The organism is Providencia rettgeri (genome assembly GCF_001874625.1).
Classification (GTDB): domain Bacteria; phylum Pseudomonadota; class Gammaproteobacteria; order Enterobacterales; family Enterobacteriaceae; genus Providencia; species Providencia huashanensis.
On record NZ_CP017671.1, the window covers coordinates 336,977 to 359,566 of the forward strand.

The 22,590-nt window shown below is 40.0% G+C and carries 18 protein-coding genes and 1 tRNA gene; 14 read left to right on the top strand and 5 right to left on the bottom strand.

All coding sequences use genetic code 11. The features are described 5' to 3' along the window. Positions 1-16 precede the first annotated feature (16 nt). Positions 17-640 (bottom strand): guanylate kinase, encoded by a 624-nt coding sequence (gmk, locus tag RB151_RS01560; protein ID WP_042847679.1) that lies wholly within the window; start codon positions 638-640, stop codon positions 17-19. 316 nt (positions 641-956) lie between these two features. Here gmk and RB151_RS23120 point away from each other — a divergent pair, with 316 nt between their 5' ends. Further along, the gene (locus tag RB151_RS23120; protein WP_145927295.1) at positions 957-1,322 is read left to right on the top strand and encodes a hypothetical protein; all 366 of its coding nucleotides are present in this window, start codon (positions 957-959) and stop codon (positions 1,320-1,322) included. Then, entirely contained in the window at positions 1,289-2,665 is a 1,377-nt protein-coding gene (ligB, locus tag RB151_RS01565) for an NAD-dependent DNA ligase LigB (RefSeq protein WP_158516010.1), read from the top strand. Before RB151_RS23120 ends, ligB begins: the two co-directional genes overlap by 34 nt. 111 nt (positions 2,666-2,776) lie before the next feature. Here ligB and RB151_RS01570 read toward each other — a convergent pair whose 3' ends face one another. After that, positions 2,777-3,391, bottom strand: a complete 615-nt coding sequence (locus RB151_RS01570) for a trimeric intracellular cation channel family protein (RefSeq protein ID WP_042847674.1) — start codon at positions 3,389-3,391, stop codon at positions 2,777-2,779. A 122-nt stretch (positions 3,392-3,513) separates the two neighbouring features. Between RB151_RS01570 and RB151_RS01575 the strand changes: the two genes are divergently transcribed. Beyond that, positions 3,514-4,842, top strand: coding sequence for a DUF3748 domain-containing protein (locus tag RB151_RS01575; RefSeq protein WP_048605442.1), 1,329 nt, complete (start codon positions 3,514-3,516; stop codon positions 4,840-4,842). A gap of 313 nt (positions 4,843-5,155) precedes the next feature. Here RB151_RS01575 and RB151_RS01580 read toward each other — a convergent pair whose 3' ends face one another. Then, the gene (locus RB151_RS01580) at positions 5,156-5,464 is read right to left on the bottom strand and encodes a YceK/YidQ family lipoprotein (RefSeq protein WP_042847670.1); all 309 of its coding nucleotides are present in this window, start codon (positions 5,462-5,464) and stop codon (positions 5,156-5,158) included. 387 nt (positions 5,465-5,851) lie between these two features. Here RB151_RS01580 and RB151_RS01585 point away from each other — a divergent pair, with 387 nt between their 5' ends. Then, complete coding sequence (locus tag RB151_RS01585) at positions 5,852-7,510, top strand: putative transporter (protein WP_042847668.1); 1,659 nt, start codon at positions 5,852-5,854, stop codon at positions 7,508-7,510. Between the two features lie 266 nt (positions 7,511-7,776). On the opposite strand, the gene RB151_RS01590 is transcribed toward RB151_RS01585, so the two are convergent. Both RB151_RS01590 and RB151_RS01595 read right to left on the bottom strand, forming a co-directional pair. Then, positions 7,777-9,033 (bottom strand): valine--pyruvate transaminase, encoded by a 1,257-nt coding sequence (locus RB151_RS01590; protein WP_042847666.1) that lies wholly within the window; start codon positions 9,031-9,033, stop codon positions 7,777-7,779. Positions 9,034-9,239: 206 nt separating this feature from the next. Further along, positions 9,240-9,803 carry a DNA-3-methyladenine glycosylase I gene (locus tag RB151_RS01595; RefSeq protein ID WP_042847664.1) on the bottom strand — a complete coding sequence of 188 codons (564 nt, stop codon included), beginning with the start codon at positions 9,801-9,803 and terminating at the stop codon, positions 9,240-9,242. A 199-nt stretch (positions 9,804-10,002) separates the two neighbouring features. Here RB151_RS01595 and glyQ point away from each other — a divergent pair, with 199 nt between their 5' ends. The 10 genes from glyQ to RB151_RS01645 all read left to right on the top strand — a co-directional run bounded on the left by glyQ (position 10,003) and on the right by RB151_RS01645 (position 22,428). Continuing rightward, positions 10,003-10,911 carry a glycine--tRNA ligase subunit alpha gene (glyQ, locus tag RB151_RS01600; RefSeq protein WP_071547619.1) on the top strand — a complete coding sequence of 303 codons (909 nt, stop codon included), beginning with the start codon at positions 10,003-10,005 and terminating at the stop codon, positions 10,909-10,911. Between the two features lie 9 nt (positions 10,912-10,920). Further along, complete coding sequence (gene glyS, locus RB151_RS01605) at positions 10,921-12,990, top strand: glycine--tRNA ligase subunit beta (RefSeq protein ID WP_048605440.1); 2,070 nt, start codon at positions 10,921-10,923, stop codon at positions 12,988-12,990. Between the two features lie 220 nt (positions 12,991-13,210). Further along, positions 13,211-13,287: transfer RNA gene (locus RB151_RS01610), tRNA-Pro, on the top strand. A 228-nt stretch (positions 13,288-13,515) separates the two neighbouring features. Continuing rightward, on the top strand, positions 13,516-15,090 hold the full coding sequence (locus RB151_RS01615; protein ID WP_071547620.1) for a ShlB/FhaC/HecB family hemolysin secretion/activation protein: 1,575 nt from the start codon (positions 13,516-13,518) through the stop codon (positions 15,088-15,090). A 605-nt stretch (positions 15,091-15,695) separates the two neighbouring features. Further along, complete coding sequence (dppA, locus tag RB151_RS01620) at positions 15,696-17,303, top strand: dipeptide ABC transporter periplasmic-binding protein DppA (RefSeq protein ID WP_042847660.1); 1,608 nt, start codon at positions 15,696-15,698, stop codon at positions 17,301-17,303. A 304-nt stretch (positions 17,304-17,607) separates the two neighbouring features. Beyond that, positions 17,608-18,627 carry a dipeptide ABC transporter permease DppB gene (gene dppB, locus RB151_RS01625; RefSeq protein WP_048605437.1) on the top strand — a complete coding sequence of 340 codons (1,020 nt, stop codon included), beginning with the start codon at positions 17,608-17,610 and terminating at the stop codon, positions 18,625-18,627. 10 nt (positions 18,628-18,637) lie between these two features. Beyond that, complete coding sequence (gene dppC, locus RB151_RS01630) at positions 18,638-19,540, top strand: dipeptide ABC transporter permease DppC (protein ID WP_042847657.1); 903 nt, start codon at positions 18,638-18,640, stop codon at positions 19,538-19,540. 12 nt (positions 19,541-19,552) lie between these two features. Next, positions 19,553-20,533 (top strand): dipeptide ABC transporter ATP-binding protein, encoded by a 981-nt coding sequence (gene dppD / locus RB151_RS01635; RefSeq protein ID WP_042847656.1) that lies wholly within the window; start codon positions 19,553-19,555, stop codon positions 20,531-20,533. Continuing rightward, on the top strand, positions 20,530-21,534 hold the full coding sequence (gene dppF, locus RB151_RS01640) for a dipeptide ABC transporter ATP-binding subunit DppF (RefSeq protein WP_042847655.1): 1,005 nt from the start codon (positions 20,530-20,532) through the stop codon (positions 21,532-21,534). Before dppD ends, dppF begins: the two co-directional genes overlap by 4 nt. Before the next feature lie 195 nt (positions 21,535-21,729). Continuing rightward, the gene (locus tag RB151_RS01645) at positions 21,730-22,428 is read left to right on the top strand and encodes a HAMP domain-containing protein (protein WP_071547621.1); all 699 of its coding nucleotides are present in this window, start codon (positions 21,730-21,732) and stop codon (positions 22,426-22,428) included. The last annotated feature ends 162 nt before the right edge of the window (positions 22,429-22,590 follow it).

The following is a 22,590-nucleotide window of genomic DNA, read 5'->3' on the forward strand; positions in this document are numbered from 1 at the left end:
GATACTGAAACTATTCTCAGTCTGCTAGTAATTTGCTGATTAAAGCACCATGTCTTTGAACTTGGCGCTCTAATTTCAAACGTTCAGTTCGGATGATAGATTGTAAATCACTTAATGCCGTGTTGAAATCATCATTAACAATAAGGTAATCATACTCGTTGAAATGTTCAATTTCACCTACTGCTTGCGACATCCGTTTTTCAATCACTTCATCGCTGTCTTGCCCACGGCCTCGTAACCTGCGATATAACTCATCTTTTGATGGAGGGAGAATAAAAATACTACGCGCTTCAGGCATTTTTGCCCTAATTTGTTGCGCTCCCTGCCAATCAATATCTAAAAAAACATCGACACCGCTATTTAGGACATCTTCGATGATAGGTTTAGACGTTCCATAATAATTACCAAAAACACAAGCATGTTCTAAGAACTCACCTTTTTCGACCATACCTAAAAAATCAGCTTCAGATACAAAGAAATAGTGTTCGCCATGAACTTCCCCAGGACGTGCTGCTCGTGTTGTATGAGAAACAGAAACTTGAGTGTCATACAATGGTTGTGTTTTTAATAAAGCCTGAATGAGACTTGATTTACCCGCACCGCTAGGCGCAGAAACAATATATAACGTGCCTTGTATCATGATGATTTCTTGAATAGTCGAGGATTAAACATAAAAGATGGTGATAAACCCGACATAGTATACACATACTTGCGCTAACATGCAGCGATAACAATAAACCATGAATTTTAGATAAAAATATTTAATTTGCGATCAAGTTGTGAGCCGGTTCCAGAAATTAGTCTTTTACTTATGAAAATCACATTTTTTTTTGCGAAGACTTTTGTAAATAACGGCATTTTGATATGAGTGCTACAAAAAATAGCTTCATGCTTAAGGGGGTAGAAAAGAGCTAAATGAAGGCACCGTCATCGGTGGATAACGACAAGGAATGTTTATGTTCTCTATTATCTGTAGGTATATATTGGTTTTAGTTTATAGGCTAAGCAAATTAATTGTTGGGTTAGTGGTTGGTGTAAATGTGGTGCAGGCGGCGAGTAATCATTCAGTTGACCAACTGTGCGAAGCAAAAAACCTCACCTTAATAGCTCAAGAGAGTAATAGGTTAGGGGGACAATTACAGAAGTGGGATCAGGCTTATCAGTTATCAGGTAGTAGCCCAATTAGTGATGAAGCCTATGACCAATTACTCAACTTATGGCGCTCTATGCAGCGGTGTCGCCAGCTTTCAGAAAACTTCCCCCTGTCCCTCTTCCTGAAAAAGTGTTATTGGCTAAACACCCAATCCCCCATACAGGGTTAAAAAAACTTAATGAACGAGAAGTCTATAACTGGATAAATACACGCAAGGATATTTGGCTTCAACCAAAAATCGATGGTGTAGCAGTCAGCTTGGTTTATGAAAATGGGCAACTTATTTCAATGATAAGTAGAGGTAATAACCTTGAAGGCATAGAGTGGCGAGCAAAAGCGGATTTTATCCCTACAGTACCTAAAAAAATTAAACATCAGGGGACATTAATCCTCCAGGGTGAGCTTTTTTGGCAAATGCATGAACATATTCAAGCAGAATATGGGGGAGTGAATGCGAGAAATAAAGTCGCTGGGTGGTTAATGCGAAAAAATTTACCAACATCCAATGAAAATAATATTGGCATTTTCATTTGGGCGTGGCCATCGGGAAATACTGACCCCAAAACACAGCTGTCATTACTTTCTAAAATCGGCTTCCCACTTGCAGAGCAATATAGCCATAAGATTGAAAGTAAAGCTGACGTTAAGCAATTACGTGAATATTACTATCAAAGTAAATTACCTTTCGTAACCGACGGCATAGTATTAAAAAGTTTCCCTGCCCCAAGCGCACAAGCTTGGCAGGCTAAGCAAAATAGTTGGGCGATAGCGTGGAAATACCCGTTTCGTAGCACGTTGTCAGGTATCGTCGAATTACAGTTCAAAGTAGGTCGAACAGGGCGGGTCAGTGTTGTCGCAGTCATTAGCCCAGTGACGATTGATTCAAAAAAAATTTCTAGGGTAAGTCTAGGGTCGCTGTCTTCATGGAAAAAACGTGATTTGTTAGTCGGAGATAAAGTCCTTGTCTCCCTTTCAGGGTTGGGGACACCGAAAATTGAAGAAGTTGTTTGGCGGCGAGAAGAACGACTTTATCCTGATACCACCAATTTTATACAATTCCACTCATTAACTTGTTTTACTTATACGAGGTCTTGCCTGCAACAGTTTGTTGCGAGGCTCGTTTGGTTAGGTAAGCAATTAAATATGAAAGGGATCAGTGAAGCCACATGGCAGCAGTGGGTAACTCATAATAACCTCACTCAGCTAACAACATGGCTATCAGAGTCATGGCAAAATAGTTTACCTAAAAATAAAAGAAATCAGTTATTAATTGAGCAATTAAGATTGGCCAGTGTCCAACCACTTTCTGCATGGTTAAGGGGGCTAGCGATCCCTTTATCAAAAGAATATATAGGGCGAATTACTGATTTGAAAATGTTGGATAACCAATCTGTGATTAACAAAATGAAATTAACCGCCAATCAAAAGAAAAAACTTAGCAAATGGTTAGCAGAGCCTGAAGTCAAATTGATTCTACAAGTGTTGGCGGGTAGACAAGTAAACTCCCCTTAATTTAGTGTTGTTAATGGGGAGTAAGTAATCACTCAAAAGTTGTTATTCAACATACGGCAGAGCCCCGTCGTTCAGTTCACTTTGGGGCGAGAAGTTTGGTTATAGAGGTATTTAATCTTGGCTTTCATAATTAAAAATGGGCAGCCCAAGGCGATAGCGAATTGCTATTAACCTAGCACTTAAGCCAACAACAAGGGTAATGATAACGACAATATCTTTGGGGAGTGGGGTATGCACCAAACCGATGTAAATCCAAGCAGCGGCAAAAGAGACACCCGCATAGACTTCTTTTTGGAACACTAAAGGTATGGTATTACACAACATGTCTCTTAAAACACCACCAAAAACACCAGTAATCACTGCGGCGATTGCTGCAATGATTGGGCTGTAATTCATATCTAACGCAATTTGAGCGCCAAGTATAGAAAAAACAATAAGCCCGATAGCATCCAAAATTAAAAATAACCGTCTTAAGTGTTTCATCATCGGAGCTATCCAAATTGTTACAATAGCGGCTCCAGCAACAGTCAGAATATACTCTGGGTGTTCGACCCAACCAAGAGGGTAGTGACCAAGTAAAATATCACGGACGGAGCCACCGCCAATCGCAGTGGCAGATGCAATAATGATGACGCCAAAGACGTCCATTTTTCTCCGACCAGCAGCAAGCGCCCCAGTCATGGCTTCGGCGGTGATACCAATGATATAAAGTACACTTAATAACATGATGGTTTTATTCGATGCTAAGGTTATTACTAAAGGGTATTATTACTTTAATAACTTCTCGACTGAGATTTTCTAGTACTCAATAGGGTAGATTAGTTAAAGTAATCCGATAGTGATAGTTAATGATGCCAAAGGATAACAGATTGAATAGCAAATTACCTTATAAAGAAACACGTTTAACCTATGATAATAGATGTCATCAGCTGACTAATATTAATGTATGGACGCCTGATAGCGAATGGTTAGCTTATGATGTCCGTCCAAGCGGGAGCTCTTTTACTGGTTTATCGATAGAAAAAATTCATGTAAATACGTTACAACTGGTTGAGATTTATCGTGCGAGTCACGGGGCTCATGTCGGTGTTGTTACGGTCAGCCCAAATTCACCGGCCAAATATGCCTTTATACACGGCCCTGAATATCCAGATGAGCATTGGCAGTATGACTTTCATCATCGTCGAGGAGTATACGTTCATGATGAACAGCTAAATGTTGCCTATCCTATTGATGCCATGTGTATTACACCTCCTTATTTAGTGGGGGCGTTAAGGGGAGGCACTCATGTACATGTTTTTAGCCCTGATGGAAAATGGCTGAGTTTTACCTATAATGACCATGTAATGCATGAATTAGATGCAAAATTAGACCAACGGAATGTAGCTGTAGCCGTTCCAGCTGGGCCTGTTGAGGTCGCTGTGAAACAGCATTGTAGGGAATATAATGGGGATTATTTCTGTTGCGTAGTAACGCAAACCACATTAGAGCCTGCGCCAAATAGCGATCAAATTAGCCGAGCATATGAAGAGGGGTGGGTAGGGGTTAGAGGGTATCAAAAAAGCAATGGGGAGTGGCAAGAAAGGGCATTAGCATTTATTGGTGATACCCATTCTATAAATGGGGATATTGTGCCAGAGGTTTATCTTGTTGATCTCCCAGCAAAGCCTGAAAAATACACAATAGCAGGGGAGTTCCCCATTCAAGGCACGGAGTCACGGATGCCCTTTCCACCAAAAGGGGTGTCTCAAAGGCGTTTAACCTTTACACATCACAGAAAGTTCCCAGGGCTAGCAAAGCAGCCAAGGCATTGGCTTAGAGCCTCACCGAATGGTCAATCAATCGCCTGTTTGATGGCAGACGACCACGGTAATGCTCAGTTATATTTAGTAGATACACTTACAGGGGGGATATTACAAATTACTCATAGCTTATCTCCAATTCAATCAGCATTTAATTGGGATAGCACTGGTGAGTATATCGCTTTTATCTGGGATAACAGTGTAGTTCGTTGTCATGTTGCATCTGGGGCTATAGAAAGATTAACAGAGAGAACCCAGCAACCTCCAGTAGCAGATGCTGTTGTTTTTTCTCCTAACAATAAACTGATTGCTTTTATGCGTGACCTAGATGGTTTCAGGCAAATTTATATCGTAGAAACAGGGTTATCTTGTTAAATTTTAATAAGGTATTCACTATTATTATGAATAAAAATGTTCTAGTTAACTTTTTTATTCATAATTTGCTTTATTTTATTCTGTTGTTATTTCTCGTCAAAGTAGGAAGATAACATTTAATTTAGGCTATATAAATAAGCATCTATAGTTTAATTACTTTGACCCAATAAAAAGATAATTCTAATCAAAACTATTATAAAAAATAGGTTGTTAGTTGCCTTTAAGTTTACAAAAATCCCATAGAACTAGTGGGTATATAATTATTTAAATTAAGTCATTACCATTAAAAAACAGGTAACATTAAATAAATTCATTAATTTATTGTTTTTTTATCTAATTCTTCCAAGCGCTTTTTGGGGGAATCTTCTTTTGAGTCGTTATTCGACCTAGAATAGTCTAATGGAATTAAAAGAGTATCCATTATGAAAGAAAATGGAAGGTCAATAGCAAGTAGCGGCCTAACAACCCAACCTGTCTCATCATCTTTAATCATTTTAATACTATTTTTAGAACCCGGATAATAGCCTTCTGAAGGGCCGGCATGAGTCATAATACTTGAACAACCACTTAAAATAACCGGTATTATAAGGGTAAGTAACCGTGCTGAAATTAAACTCGACATATGCTAGTTAACCTAAATTGGTTTGTTAGTTCTAACTTGTAGTTATAATAACTAAAAACAAAAAATTCACAATGACAGAGCGATATTATTATCGAATTTAACAAGATATATTTTTTATGTTAATGCATTATTTTTAAGTATTAGCTGAGGTTGTTTATTCTTTGTGTATCTATATAGACTGTGAATAACGTTAAAGAATAAAGGTTTACTATTCTATATTTGTTATCAGATTGAAAACTCAAATAAATAGCCATTTTAATTCATCCTGAACTGTGCTCTATGGCACATATTACTGCTGTGCTATTTGGCATAATCGATTCAGTAGTATGTTTTCTCGCCTATTTAGGTTGAGGTAATGGGTTACTTATCGTCAAAAGGATGCGGTCTATGAGTGAATTAGCTCTTACTGTAAGTTTGTTGGCGTTGGCTGCCGCGCTTGGATTATGGATTGGTAATTGGAAAATCCGTAATGTTGGGTTAGGTATCGGAGGTGTCCTTTTTGGAGGGATCATCGTTGGGCACTTTGCTCAAAGTTATGGTTTACAACTCAATAAAGACATGCTGCATTTTATTCAGGAGTTTGGCTTAATACTTTTTGTATACACGATAGGTATTCAAGTTGGACCCGGTTTTTTCTCTTCGCTTCGAGTTTCGGGCTTGAAGCTTAATGGCTTTGCATTGATGGTCGTTGTATTAGGGGCTGTTGTAACCGCAATTATTTATAAAGTCGCTAATATTCCTTTGCCAATCATATTAGGTATTTTCTCAGGCGCAGTAACCAATACTCCATCTCTGGGGGCAGGGCAGCAAATTTTAACAGATTTAGGCTCAGACCCAAATCTTGTTGACCAAATGGGAATGGGGTATGCCATGGCATATCCTATGGGGATTTGCGGTATTTTATTGGTGATGTGGCTTGTACGAATTATCTTTCGAATTTCAGTGGATAAAGAAGCGTCTGCATTCAATAGCTCTAATTTTCAACAGCGCGATGCCCTACAAACAATGAACATTGCTATTCGTAACGCGAATCTTGATGGTTTGATGATGCAAGATGTTCCATTGCTTGGTAGTGAAGCCATTGTTTGTTCAAGGTTAAAGCGTGGCGATATGCTTGTTGTCCCTCAACCAACAACAGAGATTCACTTAGGTGATTTACTTCATGTTGTTGGTCAGAAAGAAGATTTAAACAAAGTTCGTTTAATTTTGGGTGAAGAAGTCGATGCCTCGTTATCGACATCAAATTCAACTTTACATTCTGTCAGAGTGGTAGTGACCAATGATGCTGTACTAAGTAAACGGCTTAAAGAGCTAAATTTAAAACAAAAATATGATGTTGTGGTTACACGCCTAAATCGTACAGGTATTGATTTGGTGGCAAATAATAATTCAGTTTTACAGTTTGGCGATATTCTAAATATTGTTGGACGGCCCGAATCTATTGAAGCGGTGACTGCTTTATTAGGTAATGCGAAACAAAAGCTTCAACAAGTACAAATGCTTCCAGTCTTTCTTGGTATTGGGCTTGGGGTTGTATTGGGGTCTATTCCCGTTTTTGTACCAGGTTTTCCTGCCGCACTTAAATTAGGTTTAGCTGGTGGGCCGCTGGTTGTCGCATTAATTTTAGGCCGGATAGGGACTATTGGCCGCTTATATTGGTTTATGCCACCGAGCGCTAACCTTGCTTTAAGGGAGCTCGGTATTGTGATGTTTTTAGCTGTGGTGGGGCTAAATTCTGGTGGTGGGTTTATTGATACCTTAATTAAAGGTGATGGGTTAACGTGGATTGGCTATGGTTTGTTGATTACGTTTGTGCCTTTATTTATTACGGGGGTCGTTGCCCGAATTTTTGGCAAAATGAATTATTTAAGCCTTTGTGGGGTTTTAGCGGGTTCGATGACTGACCCTCCGGCACTGGCATTTGCGAATGGTATTCACCCGACGAGTGGTGCCCCTGCATTATCTTATGCGACAGTATATCCATTGGCGATGTTTTTAAGGATTATTTCTCCTCAATTACTTGCAATCTTATTTTGGGCAGTTTAGCGTTTTTTTATAAAATAAATATATATTTTTCAATTTGATAGGGTGAGTTAGAAGGGCTGTGATTGATAAGGTACATAAAAAATAATAGTTAGTATCACGATATATAGAGATAAAAAGTACCGTTGTTCAAGCAATCACCAAGTCTAAAACCTGTTTTAATAGTTTTGAATGATATTCGTATTGAAAAATAAATTTGATTTCAATTACGGAGTTCTCGCTAATTTTAGCCCTTTCTATCATTGAAAGGGCTTTTTTTTTACTTCAATTTAAGAAGTGACTTCTTGATAAGCTTTTTCTAATTCTTCAGCCAGTATTTTAATGCCTTGTTCAATTTTTGCGGGTTCAGGAACATAGTTCATACGCATACATTGGTGTGCATGTGGCCAATCTTGCTCGATACCAGGAAAAAAGTAGTGGCCGGGAACCATTAAGACCCCCCGTTTTTTCAAGCGTTGGTATAATTCTAAACAATTAATAGGTAAATCTTTAAACCATAGCCACAGGAAAATAGCCCCTTCAGGCTTATGTATTAAGCACTTATCTTCAGGGATATAACGGCGAATGATGTCAATTGCCTCTTCTACACGTTGTTTGTAAAAAGGCCCTATGACATTTTGGGACAGCGATATAAGGTCGTCTTTTTTCAGCATCTCTAAAGCTAGGGCAGGCCCAATCCCACCGGGAGCTAAGCTAATAATGCCATTCATGTTACTGACGGCTTCTATGATTTCTTCATTCGCGATGATAATACCGCAACGAGTCCCCGGTAAACCAAGTTTAGATAAGCTCATACACAGAATGACATTTTCATTCCAAAATGGTGTGGCTTCACTGAATATAATACCTGGAAAAGGAACACCATAAGCATTATCTATTAATAGTGGAATGTTATTTTGTTTAGCTAATTGATCTAAGTGTTCAACTTCTTCATCGGTAATTACATTACCAGTTGGGTTTGTTGGACGAGAAACACAAATAACACCAATATCATCAGTGACTTCTAGTGTATTGAAATCCACACGGTATTTAAATTGACCATTAGGTAGAAATTCAATTTGCGGTTTGTTGGCGACAAATAAATCATCGTCGAGCCCAGAATCCGCATAACCCACATATTCAGGCGCTAAAGGAAATAGAACTTTACGGGTGATACCATCTTCAAAGCGACCAGCTAGCAAGTTAAATAGGTAGAAAAACGCACTTTGGCTACCATTTGATAGAGCGATATTCTTCGCACTAATATTCCAACCTAGTTTTGCTTTTAGTGTTGCAGCAAGCGCTTTCAACATGGCATCTTTGCCTTGAGGACCATCATAATTACATAAAGTGTCCGTCAATTGGCCATTAGCACACATTTCAGTTAACAGATCTTGGAAATACTTGTCCATTTCAGGGATATGAGCTGGGTTCCCTCCCCCTAACATTATGGAGCCGGGGGTTCTTATGCCTTCATTCAAGTCTTTCATTAATAATGAAATACCTGAATTTTGAGCAAATTTATTACCAAATTTAGAGAATATCATCGCATTTATTCACATATGTCTATATAAATTGTTAATAGGATTTAAAACATACTCTGCTGAACCTTAGAGTTCAACCGCTCATTTGCATATATTTGTGATTTAAATATCTGATAATGAGTAAATTAATAGATGAAAGCTCTGAGATGTTAATAGTTTGGTAGTTTCTTTTTCTTTTTATACGCTAAGTATCATCCATAAACACTAATTTATTTAAACTGGCAACAATGTATTAAATGGTCATTTATCATGCCAGTGGCTTGCATAAAGGCATAACAAGTAATTGAACCGACAAACTTAAACCCACGTTTTTTGAGCGCTTTAGAAAGCAGCATAGAAAGTTCTGTTTCGGCGGGGACTTGGGACGAGTTTTCCCAGCCATTGACAATAGGTTGGCCATTAACAAATTGCCAAAGAAAAGTGGAAAAGTCCTCTCCGCTTTCTTTCATTGCTAAATAGGCTTTTGCGTTGGCAATTATCGCTTTAATTTTTAACCTATTACGGATAATACGGGGCTCTTGCATAAGGCGTTCTATATCACTGTCGTTCATCAAGGCGATTTTTTTAGGATCAAATTGATAGAATAATTCCCGATAACCTTGGCGTTTTTTCAAAATAGTGTACCAAGAAAGACCTGCTTGTTGCCCTTCAAGGCAGATCATTTCGAACAGGGCTTGGTTATCATGGGTTGGTTTGCCCCATTCATGATCATGATAAGCAATATATTCAGGGTCTTTATTAACCCAATGGCAACGTGTTGATGCTGTATTCATTTTTCATCCTTTTTACAATCATATTAATCTTTTTTAAAAATGAGATATTTATACTGTATAAATAACCAGCTTAAAAGGGGTGAAAGTATTTTTTTTTATTTTTAGAATAAATACAGACATATTCAATGCTGTATATCTTGCGGTCAAAGGGTATACTGACGTACTTTCATTAATTTAACGTATCGCGTGCGGATCTAACATGCAAAAGTTTGATACCAAAACCTTTCAAGGTCTTATCCTGACATTGCAGGATTACTGGGCGCGCCAAGGCTGTACCATTGTTCAACCACTGGACATGGAAGTCGGCGCAGGAACCTCCCACCCAATGACATGTTTGCGAGCATTAGGCCCTGAGCCTATTGCGGCGGCTTATGTTCAGCCATCTCGCCGGCCAACAGATGGCCGCTATGGTGAAAACCCAAACCGTTTGCAGCATTATTATCAATTTCAGGTGATTATTAAACCATCACCAGATAACATCCAAGAATTATACCTCGGTTCTTTAAAAGAGCTGGGTGTTGACCCAACTGTTCATGACATTCGCTTTGTTGAAGATAACTGGGAAAACCCAACTTTAGGGGCTTGGGGTTTAGGTTGGGAAGTATGGTTAAATGGTATGGAAGTGACTCAATTTACCTATTTCCAGCAAGTGGGTGGGCTTGAGTGTAAACCTGTGACTGGCGAAATCACTTATGGCTTGGAACGCTTGGCGATGTACATCCAAGGTGTTGATAGCGTATATGATCTTGTATGGTGTGATGGTCCGCTGGGCAAAACCACTTATGGTGACATTTACCATCAAAATGAAGTTGAACAATCAACTTACAACTTCGAATATGCAAATGTTGATTTTCTTTTCAAATGCTTTGAAGAATATGAAAAAGAAGCTCAACATCTGCTCGCTTTGGAAACTCCACTTCCACTGCCGGCTTATGAACGTATCTTGAAAGCTGCTCATACTTTTAACTTACTTGATGCGCGTAAAGCTATTTCTGTTACTGAACGCCAACGCTATATTTTACGTATCCGCACCCTGACGAAAGGGGTTACTGAAGCTTATTATGCTTCACGCGAAGCGCTTGGATTCCCTATGTGTCATAAGAATTAAGAGGCTGTCATGACTCAACAGACTTTCCTTGTGGAAATCGGCACCGAAGAGTTACCGCCGAAGGCTCTTCGTTCATTAGCTGAATCATTTGCTGCAAATTTTACCAGCGAACTTGATAGCGCGAATATTGCGCATGGCGCGGTAACGTGGTTTGCTGCACCCCGTCGTTTGGCACTAAAAGTTGCTGATTTAGCATCTTCCCAACCTGACCGTGAGGTTGAAAAACGTGGTCCTGCTATTTCTCAGGCTTTTGGCCCTGATGGCCAACCAACTAAAGCCGCAGAAGGTTGGGCTCGAGGCTGTGGTATCACCGTTGACCAAGCTGAGCGTTTAACAACCGATAAAGGCGAGTGGTTACTTTATCGTGCCCAAGTTAAAGGGCAAGCCGTGAATGAACTACTGGTTGATATGGTTAGCCGCTCACTTGCTAAACTACCTATTCCTAAATTAATGCGTTGGGCAGATAAAGACACCCAATTTGTTCGCCCTGTTCACACTGTAACATTGCTGTTAGGTAGTGATGTCATTGAGGGTGAAATTTTAGGTATTAAGAGTGGGCGCACAATTCGTGGGCACCGTTTTATGGGTGAAGCAGAATTCACCATTGATAACGCCGAGCAATATCCTGCTATCCTACGTGAACGCGGTAAAGTGATGGCTGATTACGAAGAGCGTAAAGCCGTAATCAAAGCGGATGCAGAAAAGGCGGCTCAAGCTTTAGGTGGTAACGCTGATTTAACTGATAGTTTACTTGAAGAAGTTGCTTCATTGGTTGAGTGGCCAGTTGTTTTAACGGCGAAGTTTGAAGAGAAATTTTTAGACGTCCCATCTGAAGCATTGGTTTATACCATGAAAGGTGACCAGAAGTATTTCCCCGTCTATGATAATGCGGGTAAATTAATGCCTAATTTTATCTTTGTGGCGAATATTGAATCTTCTGATCCTCAACAAATTATTTCAGGTAACGAAAAAGTTGTACGCCCTCGTTTAGCTGATGCGGAGTTTTTCTTTAAAACTGACCGTAAGCAACGTTTAGAAGACAACTTACCGCGCTTAGAAACGGTGCTATTCCAAAAGCAATTAGGTACTTTGCGTGATAAAACAGACCGTTTAGAAGCACTATCGGGTTGGGTTGCCAATAAAATTGGTGCAGACGTTAATCATGCGACTCGTGCTGGCTTACTCGCTAAATGCGACTTAATGACCAATATGGTGTTTGAATTCACAGATACTCAAGGTGTAATGGGTATGCATTATGCTCGGCATGATGGTGAATCAGAAGACGTCGCATTGGCTCTGAAAGAGCAATACCAACCACGTTTTGCCGGTGATGCACTTCCCTCTACTGATGTTTCTGCTGCATTAGCCATTGCTGAGAAAATGGATACACTTGCCGGTATCTTTGGTATTGGGCAGCACCCTAAAGGCGATAAAGACCCATTTGCTCTTCGTCGCGCGGCTTTGGGTGTGTTACGCATTATCGTTGAGAAAGGCTATCAGCTTGATCTCGTTGAAATGACCGCCGAAGCAGCTCGTTTATACGGCGATAAATTAACGAATAAAGACGTTGTTAATGATGTGGTCGAATTTATGCTTGGCCGATTCCGTTCTTGGTATCAAGAATTAGGTTATAGCATTGATACCATCCAAGCTGTATTAGCTCGTCACCCAACTCAACCTGCTGACTTCGATGCACGAGTGAAAGCTGTGACTCACTTCCGTACGCTAGATGAAGCACAAGCGCTTGCAGCGGCAAATAAGCGTGTTTCTAATATTCTGAGTAAATCAGAAGAAAAATTAGCGGATACTGTCTTAGCTTCTGTACTGAAAACACCAGAAGAAGTGAAACTAGCAACTCATGTTGTAGTTCTACAAGAAAAACTTGCTCCAATGTTTGCGCAAAGAAATTATCAAGAAGCATTAGCTGAGCTAGCTTCTTTACGCGATGTAGTGGATGAATTCTTTGAAAATGTGATGGTAATGGACCAAGACCAAGCGGTTCGTGTTAACCGTTTGACGCTATTAAGCCAATTACGTGAGCTGTTTTTAAAGGTAGCAGATATTTCTTTACTGCAATAACTTAAAATTAGGCCATAAACTGGTTTTATGATGCTATTTTTATAAAAGTTAATCTGTTTGATAAATAAGCACTAAATTAATTTAGTGCTTATTTTTTTAGTAAAATAAGGTGAGTTGCCTATAAACCTTACCATTTTGGTGGTTTTATCAGCACTCGAGCCAAATTAATAAAAAATGGGTTGACGACCCCCATTCTTGGCAGTATTATTCACACCGTTTTCGGCGAGTAGCGCAGCTTGGTAGCGCAACTGGTTTGGGACCAGTGGGTCGGAGGTTCGAATCCTCTCTCGCCGACCAAATTTTAAAACCCACCTCATTGAGGTGGGTTTTTCCGTTTATGGCACTTCTCATTTCCTCTCCATTTTTAAGAATAACTTTACTTGCATCCAACACCTAGATTCTGCTGATATAGATAAAAGCATACGGTTTGAGAATATCTCATGGGTTACGTATTTTTTGCTGGCAACTCCCTCTATTAGGGTGGTTTTAGCTAATAAAACAGTTTTTCATGACAAGGACCTGTTAATGAAAGCAAAATACGTTGTACCAAAACACATTCGTTTTTTATTGTTAGGGTTATATATTCTTGTTACTTCTCACGCTTATAGTTCCGCTATAACTCAACCTATTAATACTGCGCAATGCATTCTTATTAATCAAGTTCACTTGGTAAATTCCCAGCGGTTAACTAAAGTAGAGCCAAGACGTATTAATGCATGGAGGCAGCAAATTGAAGGGCAATGCGTTGATGATCGTAAGCTATTGGAGTATGCCGATTATATTACAGCTGACCTTGTCCGAGCAGGTTATTTAACCTCATATTTATACTATCCTGAGCAAACATTTTTGTTTGGTATTTTGCGTATAAAAATCGTTGAGGGGACTATCTCTGCGGTGAGTTACCAAAATGAAAAAAACAAAGATCGCTCTTTATTATCTATTTTTCCACTGAAGCCAGGGGATCTATTAAATCTCCGCCATATTGAACAAGGCTTATCTAATTTACAGAATGTATCTTTACTTCCATTTCATATAAATCTAGTGCCTGATGACGTCGATAAAAATGCCACTCAAGTTATCGTTGTTGGCCAGCAACGCCGTGCATTAAATGGGGTGATTTCTTATGAAGCTCACAGGGCTGCTGGGCAAACGACTAATGTTATAAGCCATATATGGATGCTTGCAAATCCTTTACTACGAAGTGATTTTTTGTATTCAGAGGTTAACCATCACTTAAATGCTTTTAACGGAAGCGAAATGAAATCAATGGTATTGTTATATTCTCTCCCATACCACTATTGGCTATTTTCTGTATCTGCTGAGTACCATAAAAACCAAGTAGTAATAACAAATTATGATGTTAATTTACCTTTTCAACAGCGTAGCTGGGGTTTATTGCTACAAATTGAGCGCATACTGAATCGCACTGAAAACGCGGTGACTTCATTCGGTATTGGTAGCCAAGTTCAAAAAAGTGATACTTTTTTATCCGACTTACGTTTACAGACGCAAAAACGTCTGGCGAGCTATGCTATTGCTGAATTCTCACATCAGGTTGATTTTTTAAAGGGGAATACGCTTGTTTCTTTAAAATACAAACAAGGGGTAGATTGGTTTGGTGCTAATGCACAAAAAACGACAGGTTTGGATAAAGCACAAATCTTTCAGTTTTCACTGTCTAACTTGAGAGAAATACAGCCGTTTTATTATCTAAGCCAACTTGATGTGCAGTTAAGTCGTTCCAATCTAGATGCTTTATTAGAACGTGATACATTCATAGGAAATGGCGGTGTGAGTGGTTTTCTTACGGGGGTAAAACATTTTGAAATGGGGGATCATAGCTTAAAATTTCACAATGAGCTGCGGTGGCAGACTCCTTGGCCACATGTACAGTTGTATTCGTCATTAGGCTTAGGAACAACGGCGAATGACCGAGCGACATTTTGGAAAGAGAACTTACTATTAGGTTGCAAAATAGGCGCGAAAGGTCAGTTAAAGGGCTTGTCTTACCATTTATTCATTGATACCCCTTTATGGCAATATCAGCCGCTTGCTTTCAATACAGTCAGTTCCGGTATTAAATTCAGTTTTCATTATTAACTTAATTGGTTTTTAATGTATCCATTTGTTTTTATTTAATATATTTTAATTTTGGGTAATTATATCTTTTATGGTGGGTATAAAAGCATTTTCTGTATTCAGTCTAATTAAATAAAAAAGTGACATATAGCGATTTTATTCTTTAAGTTATCAAATAGTTAAAATTATGTTTAGCTTGTTTAGTTGAATGTTTTTTGTCTGCATGAAAAACAAGCTAAATAATAACAAACTAAAATAGTTTCTAACTTTATTTCCTTTAGAGTTTTATTTTGCGTACCTCCGTATAGCACGCTATATTCGTTCACTAATTCAGCACTTAATCACAAATATAAAAATAAATAGCTCAAACATAAAACACTAATCATCAATAATAATGTGGTTATAACGTCTGCCTTTTGTCTTGATTGGTAATATATTAAGCTAATTTAGTGTGACAAATGTTTCTAATATGTTACGAGAGTTGTGGGTGTGTAGCAAATACGGCTATTGACGAAGTGAGTGACAGTTGATTAATTGCACAATGAATAACAAAAAATACAGATACTACATCTGTCATTTATATGACGGGTTTAGGCATTAAGCAAAAACAACATAGGAGCATACAGATGCGCTCTATTAAAAAGACAGGTCTACTTACTGTAGGGTTAACATTAGCAGCATTGGCTGTATCGGCCTCAGTACAAGCAAAAACATTAGTTTATTGTTCAGAAGGTTCTCCTGAAGGTTTTAACCCTCAACTCTTTACTTCTGGAACAACGTATGATGCAAGTTCAATCCCATTATATAACCGTTTAGTTGAATTTAAATTAGGGACAACAGAGATCGCACCTGGCTTAGCTGAAAGCTGGGAAGTAAGTGATGATGGCAAGGTATATACCTTCCATTTACGCAAAGGGGTTAAATGGCACTCTAATAAACAATTTAAGCCAAGCCGTGACTTCAATGCAGATGATGTGATCTACACATTTATGCGCCAAAAAGACGCTAATCACCCATATCATAAAGTATCAGGTGGTAGCTATGAGTACTTTATGGGCATGGATATGGACAAAATCATTGATAAAGTTGAAAAAGTTGATGATAACACAGTAAAAATTACGCTAACTCGCCCTGAGTCTCCATTCTTAGCGGATATGGCTATGGACTTTGCATCAATCCTTTCTGCGGAATATGCGGACCAAATGCTCAAAGCAGGTACGCCAGAAAAAGTGGACTTAAACCCAATAGGGACGGGCCCATTTGTTTTACAGCAATACCAAAAAGACTCTCGTATTCTGTATAAAGCCAATGATCAGTATTGGGGTACAAAACCGAAACTTGACCGCTTAGTTTTCTCAATCACGCCGGATGCTTCAGTACGTTATGCTAAGCTACAAAAAAATGAATGCCAAGTTATGCCATATCCAAACCCGGCTGACTTAGAGCGGATGAAGCAAGATAAAAACATTACATTGATGGAGCAGCCAGGTCTGAACGTTGGCTATCTTTCATATAATGTTGAGAAAAAACCACTGGATAACCAAAAAGTTCGTCAAGCCCTCTCAATGGCAGTGAATAAAGACGCCATCATTGATGCGGTTTATCAAGGCGCAGGTCAGAAAGCGAAAAACTTAATCCCGCCAACAATGTGGGGATATAACGACGCTGTGAAGGATTATGAATATAACCCTGAAAAAGCAAAAGCATTATTAGCAGAAGCAGGCTTCCCTAATGGCTTTGAGATTGATTTATGGGCAATGCCAGTACAACGTCCGTATAACCCAAATGCGCGCCGTATGGCTGAAATGATCCAAGCGGATTGGTCAAAGATCGGTGTTAAATCTAAAGTTGTGAGCTATGAGTGGGGCGAATATCTCAAACGTGCGAAAGATGGTGAGCCTCAAACCGTGATGATGGGTTGGACTGGTGATAATGGTGACCCTGATAATTTCTTCGCAACATTATTTAGCTGTGCAGCAAAAGAACAAGGTTCTAACTATTCAAAATGGTGTAATCAAAGCTTTGAAAACTTGATCCAACCTGCACGTCAGACGGCTGATCATGACAAACGCGTCGAATTGTATAAACAGGCACAAGTCGTAATGAATGAGCAGGCTCCTGCGCTTATCATTGCACACTCAACGGTGTTTGAACCTGTACGTAAGGAAGTGAAAGGCTATGTGGTTGATCCATTAGGTAAACATCACTTCGAAAACGTCGACATTGAGAAGTAATCGTATCTAATCTGTTAATGCCCTTCGTTGCTAATTTGCAGCGCGGGGCGTTTTCTCCTCTAAGGGGTATTCTTCTAGATGATAATTTTGCACGGTGAGTTTTGTATTAAGTAGTCTGTAAATTAATCATGTTAACGGTTTCTTGCATCTAAGCGTGCTGTAAGCAGCACCCATAAGGATCAATAACCCAAAGACTTAGAAGAAACAGAGAAGTTCAGTTGTTTGTGAGCACCCGGAAAATTTATTTTCTGAGTAGCCAAACGGACTAAGAGCCGTCAACGGCATTATTAAAGAGATTCAGGATATGCTGCAATTTATCCTCCGACGATTGGGGCTTGTGATCCCGACGTTTATCGGTATCACACTACTTACTTTTGCTTTTGTTCACATGATCCCCGGTGACCCAGTTATGATCATGGCTGGGGAGAGGGGGATCTCTCCTGAAAGGCACGCCTACTTAATGGCTGAGTTAGGCCTTGACCAGCCACTTTGGAAGCAATATCTGCATTATGTTAATGGGATATTTCATGGTGACTTAGGGATTTCTCTAAAAAGCCGTATTGGTGTTTGGGAAGAGTTTTTACCTCGCTTTTTAGCGACAGTTGAATTAGCCACTTGTGCAATGATTTTTGCGGTTTCTGTTGGTATCCCTGTTGGGGTTTTAGCCGCTGTAAAACGTGGGTCAATCTTTGACCACACCGCGATTGGTCTTTCTTTAACGGGTTATTCAATGCCGATATTTTGGTGGGGGATTATGCTCATCATGTTAGTGTCGGTGCAATTAGACCTCACTCCAGTTGCTGGGCGGGTGAGTGATATGGTCTTCCTTGATGATTCAAACCCACTGACCGGTTTTATGTTAATCGATACTTGGATTTGGGGTGAAGAAGGTAACTTTATTGATGCTGTTGAGCACTTGATATTGCCTTCTATTGTATTAGGGACGATCCCTCTGGCGGTTATTGTTCGCATGACGCGTTCATCAATGTTGGAAGTGTTAGGCGAAGATTATATTCGAACAGCGCGAGCGAAAGGCCTTGGCCGTGCACGCGTGATCCTAATCCACGCACTACGCAACGCTTTACTCCCCGTTGTAACGGTTATCGGTTTACAAGTTGGCGTCATGTTAGCAGGCGCTATTTTAACAGAAACTATTTTCTCATGGCCTGGGTTGGGACGTTGGTTAATCGAAGGGCTGCAACGTCGTGACTACCCTGTCGTACAAGGTGGCGTACTGCTCGTGGCAACGCTGATCATTTTTGTTAACTTAGTGGTCGACTTGCTATATGGCATTGTAAATCCACGCATTCGTCATAAAAAATAAGGAGCGCTAAATGTCTCAATCTACTGAGCCAACTGTTGTCAGCGCCCCACAGCCGATGACACCACTACAAGAATTTTGGCATTATTTTAAACGTAATAAAGGGGCCGTTGTTGGGATGTTTTATATCATCCTGATGGTACTAATTGCTATTTTTGCGGGTGTATTAGCACCACATGCCCCTGATGAACAGTTTCGTGATTTTTTATTGGCTCCACCAGTTTGGGATGAGGGTGGGAGCTGGCAGTTTATTCTAGGAACGGATGATGTTGGGCGTGATTTACTTTCTCGCTTGATGTATGGCGCTCGTTTATCTTTATTAGTTGGGTGCTTGGTTGTCGTGCTGTCCTTGATAATGGGCGTGACCATTGGCGTAATTGCAGGTTACTTCGGTGGTATTGTTGATGCGCTAATCATGCGTGTAGTTGATATCATGTTGGCATTACCTAGCTTGCTATTGGCTTTAGTTTTAGTCGCAATTTTTGGGCCTTCTATTGTTAATGCGTCTATTGCTCTGACTTTTGTTGCTTTACCTCACTATATCAGGTTAACGCGTGCCGCCGTTTTAGTGGAAGTGAACCGTGATTATGTGACGGCCTCTCGAGTTGCTGGTGCAGGCTCAATACGTCAAATGTTTGTGAATATTTTACCTAACTGTTTGGCTCCATTGATTGTACAGGCCTCTTTAGGTTTTTCGAATGCTATCTTAGATATGGCTGCTTTGGGTTTCCTCGGTATGGGCGCTCAGCCACCAACTCCTGAGTGGGGAACTATGCTGTCTGATGTGCTGCAGTTTGCACAGAGTGCATGGTGGGTGGTGACTTTCCCAGGACTGGCGATTTTACTGACGGTGCTTGCGTTTAACCTGATGGGTGATGGTTTACGCGATGCATTCGATCCAAAACTCAAGCAGTGATGAGGTAATCTAATGGCACTGTTAAATGTAGAACAACTCTCGGTTCATTTTGGCGATGGAAAAGCGCCATTTCGCGCGGTTGATCGTATCAGTTATAGCGTTGATAAAGGGCAAGTCGTTGGTATCGTCGGTGAATCTGGTTCTGGGAAATCGGTTAGCTCACTTGCCATCATGGGGTTAATTGATTACCCCGGGAAAGTGATGGCAGAATCGTTGGAGTTTGATGGACGCGATTTATTGTCTATGCCTGAAAAAGAACGTAGACAAATTATTGGTGCGGATGTCGCGATGATTTTCCAAGACCCGATGACCAGCCTAAACCCATGTTTTACCGTGGGTTATCAAATCATGGAAGCACTCAAAGTGCATCAAGGCGGCAGTAAAAGCACACGGAAACAGCGGGCTGTCGATTTACTCGACATGGTAGGTATCCCTGATCCTCAATCACGCTTGGATGTCTATCCCCATCAATTATCAGGTGGGATGAGTCAGCGGGTGATGATTGCAATGGCGATTGCTTGTCGCCCTAAACTGTTGATTGCTGATGAGCCAACAACAGCTTTGGATGTCACAATTCAAGCGCAGATTATTGAGCTACTTTTGGAGCTACAACAGCAAGAAAACATGGCGTTAGTGTTGATCACCCATGACCTTGCACTTGTGGCTGAAGCTGCACACCATATCATCGTGATGTATGCAGGGCAGGTGGTTGAATCAGCAAAAGCGAGTGATATTTTTAAACACCCACGTCACCCTTATACCCAAGCACTATTGAGAGCATTACCTGAGTTTGCAACGAATAAATCACGTTTAGCATCACTCCCTGGTGTTGTTCCCGGTAAATATGACAGGCCTGTCGGTTGTTTATTAAATCCACGTTGCCCATACGCAACGGATAAGTGCCGTCAAGAGGAGCCAATGTTACAAACCGTTGGTGATCGCCAAGTCAAATGCCATATGCCGTTAGATGATATGGGGAGGCCAACATTATGAGTGACAAACAACATACCCCATTGCTAAAAGCCGTGGATTTGAAAAAGTATTATTCTGTTAAAAGTGGTTTTTTTTCTGCGGAGAAAACCCTTAAAGCGTTAGATGGGGTTTCTTTTGAATTAGAGAAAGGTAAAACGCTGGCCGTAGTTGGGGAGTCGGGGTGTGGTAAATCCACACTTGGTCGTTTGTTAACGATGATAGAGCAACCTTCTGATGGCGAATTGTATTATCAAGATCAAAATTTGCTGATTAGAGATAAATCAGCGGAGAAGCTGCGTCGTCAGAAAATTCAAATTGTTTTCCAAAACCCATACGGCTCATTGAATCCCCGTAAAAAGGTGGGGCAAATTTTAGAAGAACCTTTATTGATTAATACTTCGCTATCGAAAGAACAGCGCAAAGAAAAAGTATTATCAATGATGGCAAAAGTAGGTTTAAAAACAGAACATTATAGCCGATACCCACACATGTTCTCGGGAGGGCAAAGACAACGTATTGCGATAGCACGAGGTTTAATGCTTGACCCAGACATTGTTGTTGCAGATGAGCCTGTTTCTGCGCTGGATGTCTCTGTTCGCGCTCAGGTATTAAACTTGATGATGGATTTACAACAGGATCTTGGCTTGTCTTATGTGTTTATTTCCCATGACTTATCTGTGGTTGAGCATATTGCTGATGAGGTCATGGTAATGTATTTAGGACGTTGCGTTGAAAAAGGCACGAAAGAGCAGATTTTTAATAACCCTTTGCATCCTTATACACAAGCCTTGTTATCTGCAACACCAAGGTTAAACCCAGACTCAAGGCGTGAACGTATTAAGTTAACAGGGGAATTGCCGAGCCCACTGAACCCACCTCCAGGCTGTGCTTTCGCGGCTCGTTGCCGTAGAGCTTTTGGCCAATGTACTCAGTTCCAGCCGACATTAAATGAGTATGACCAACAGTTAGTAGCGTGTTTTGCTGTTGATGAAGACGAGAAACAATCTGTTGTCGTGAGTTAATGTTTAATACGGCGGAAAGTCTGACTTTCTGCCGTTTTTCTCTTCTATTTTATATTTAATTCTCTTTAGGATATCGTTTATCCTAAATATCCAATCTTTCTTTTTAAATTACTCTTTTGGGGATAAAATCAAGTATACTGATTGACGTTTCTATTTTTCTTTAAAAAGCTGCTTGATTAGGAAGGTTGTGGTCAAATGAACACACAGGTCCAACGCTCACTAACGTTAAAAAGTATGATCGTATTCTTTGGAATTACGTTACTCTCTCTCGCGCTTTTTTTAGCTATCCAATTCAGCTACTTAATCGAACAACGTAAGCAAGATTATTTAGACCAGCTTAGTAATGCTGTTGTACAAATTCAGAAACCATTAACCGACGCATTGCTAAGTTCGGACCTTAGCGAGGCGAAAAGATTACTCATTAGCTTAAAGACATCAGGTATTATGGGTAATGCGATTGTGACGGTTGATAATGCAACGGTGATGAATTTAAGTTTTGCAACACCGAAGCCAATCCCCGAGTGGGCGACTTACTTTGTCGGCATTCCAGTCGAAATGACGGTACCTTTATATGCATACGGCAATGCTGTATTGCAAGCGAAGCCTCAAGGGTATTTAACCTTACAAGTCGACCCTAATCGTGTATATCGGTTTGCTTTAAACACACTGGCATTGATGACAACGACTTACTTATTGTTGGTGCTTATCATTGCTATTGCAATGACGTGGTGTGTCAGCAGGATGATTGTCAGGCCATTGCGTAAAATGGCTATCGAGTTACAGACAAATGATCAAGTTAATCAGCTGGTTGTTTCTGAATATCATCATGATGATGAGCTTGGGTTACTTGCAAAAGGTTACAACCGTCAAAGAAAACAGCAAAATTCAGACTAAGCCATGAACATGAACTCAGCTTTATGGTCTAATATCGTTATAGTGGTGAAAATTAAAATTGGATAAAGCCAAACGGTATTGTTTAACCCGGTAAGTTCACGCTTTTCGTTAATTTACCTGTCGTAATTTGCGGTTAAATATAAAGATATAAAACACATAGGG

Excerpts from the sequence above, each read along its gene's own strand:
- dppD (WP_042847656.1), top strand. The coding sequence starts at position 19,553 with ATGGCACTGTTAAATGTAGAACAACTCTCGGTTCATTTTGGCGATGGA.
- gmk (WP_042847679.1), bottom strand. The coding sequence starts at position 640 with ATGATACAAGGCACGTTATATATTGTTTCTGCGCCTAGCGGTGCGGGT.
- RB151_RS01645 (WP_071547621.1), top strand. The coding sequence starts at position 21,730 with ATGAACACACAGGTCCAACGCTCACTAACGTTAAAAAGTATGATCGTA.
- RB151_RS01580 (WP_042847670.1), bottom strand. The coding sequence starts at position 5,464 with ATGTCGAGTTTAATTTCAGCACGGTTACTTACCCTTATAATACCGGTT.
- dppC (WP_042847657.1), top strand. The coding sequence starts at position 18,638 with ATGTCTCAATCTACTGAGCCAACTGTTGTCAGCGCCCCACAGCCGATG.
- RB151_RS23120 (WP_145927295.1), top strand. The coding sequence starts at position 957 with ATGTTCTCTATTATCTGTAGGTATATATTGGTTTTAGTTTATAGGCTA.
- RB151_RS01570 (WP_042847674.1), bottom strand. The coding sequence starts at position 3,391 with ATGTTATTAAGTGTACTTTATATCATTGGTATCACCGCCGAAGCCATG.
- glyQ (WP_071547619.1), top strand. The coding sequence starts at position 10,003 with ATGCAAAAGTTTGATACCAAAACCTTTCAAGGTCTTATCCTGACATTG.
- dppF (WP_042847655.1), top strand. The coding sequence starts at position 20,530 with ATGAGTGACAAACAACATACCCCATTGCTAAAAGCCGTGGATTTGAAA.
- dppB (WP_048605437.1), top strand. The coding sequence starts at position 17,608 with ATGCTGCAATTTATCCTCCGACGATTGGGGCTTGTGATCCCGACGTTT.
- glyS (WP_048605440.1), top strand. The coding sequence starts at position 10,921 with ATGACTCAACAGACTTTCCTTGTGGAAATCGGCACCGAAGAGTTACCG.
- RB151_RS01575 (WP_048605442.1), top strand. The coding sequence starts at position 3,514 with ATGATGCCAAAGGATAACAGATTGAATAGCAAATTACCTTATAAAGAA.
- RB151_RS01615 (WP_071547620.1), top strand. The coding sequence starts at position 13,516 with ATGAAAGCAAAATACGTTGTACCAAAACACATTCGTTTTTTATTGTTA.
- RB151_RS01590 (WP_042847666.1), bottom strand. The coding sequence starts at position 9,033 with ATGATATTCTCTAAATTTGGTAATAAATTTGCTCAAAATTCAGGTATT.
- dppA (WP_042847660.1), top strand. The coding sequence starts at position 15,696 with ATGCGCTCTATTAAAAAGACAGGTCTACTTACTGTAGGGTTAACATTA.
- RB151_RS01585 (WP_042847668.1), top strand. The coding sequence starts at position 5,852 with ATGAGTGAATTAGCTCTTACTGTAAGTTTGTTGGCGTTGGCTGCCGCG.
- RB151_RS01595 (WP_042847664.1), bottom strand. The coding sequence starts at position 9,803 with ATGAATACAGCATCAACACGTTGCCATTGGGTTAATAAAGACCCTGAA.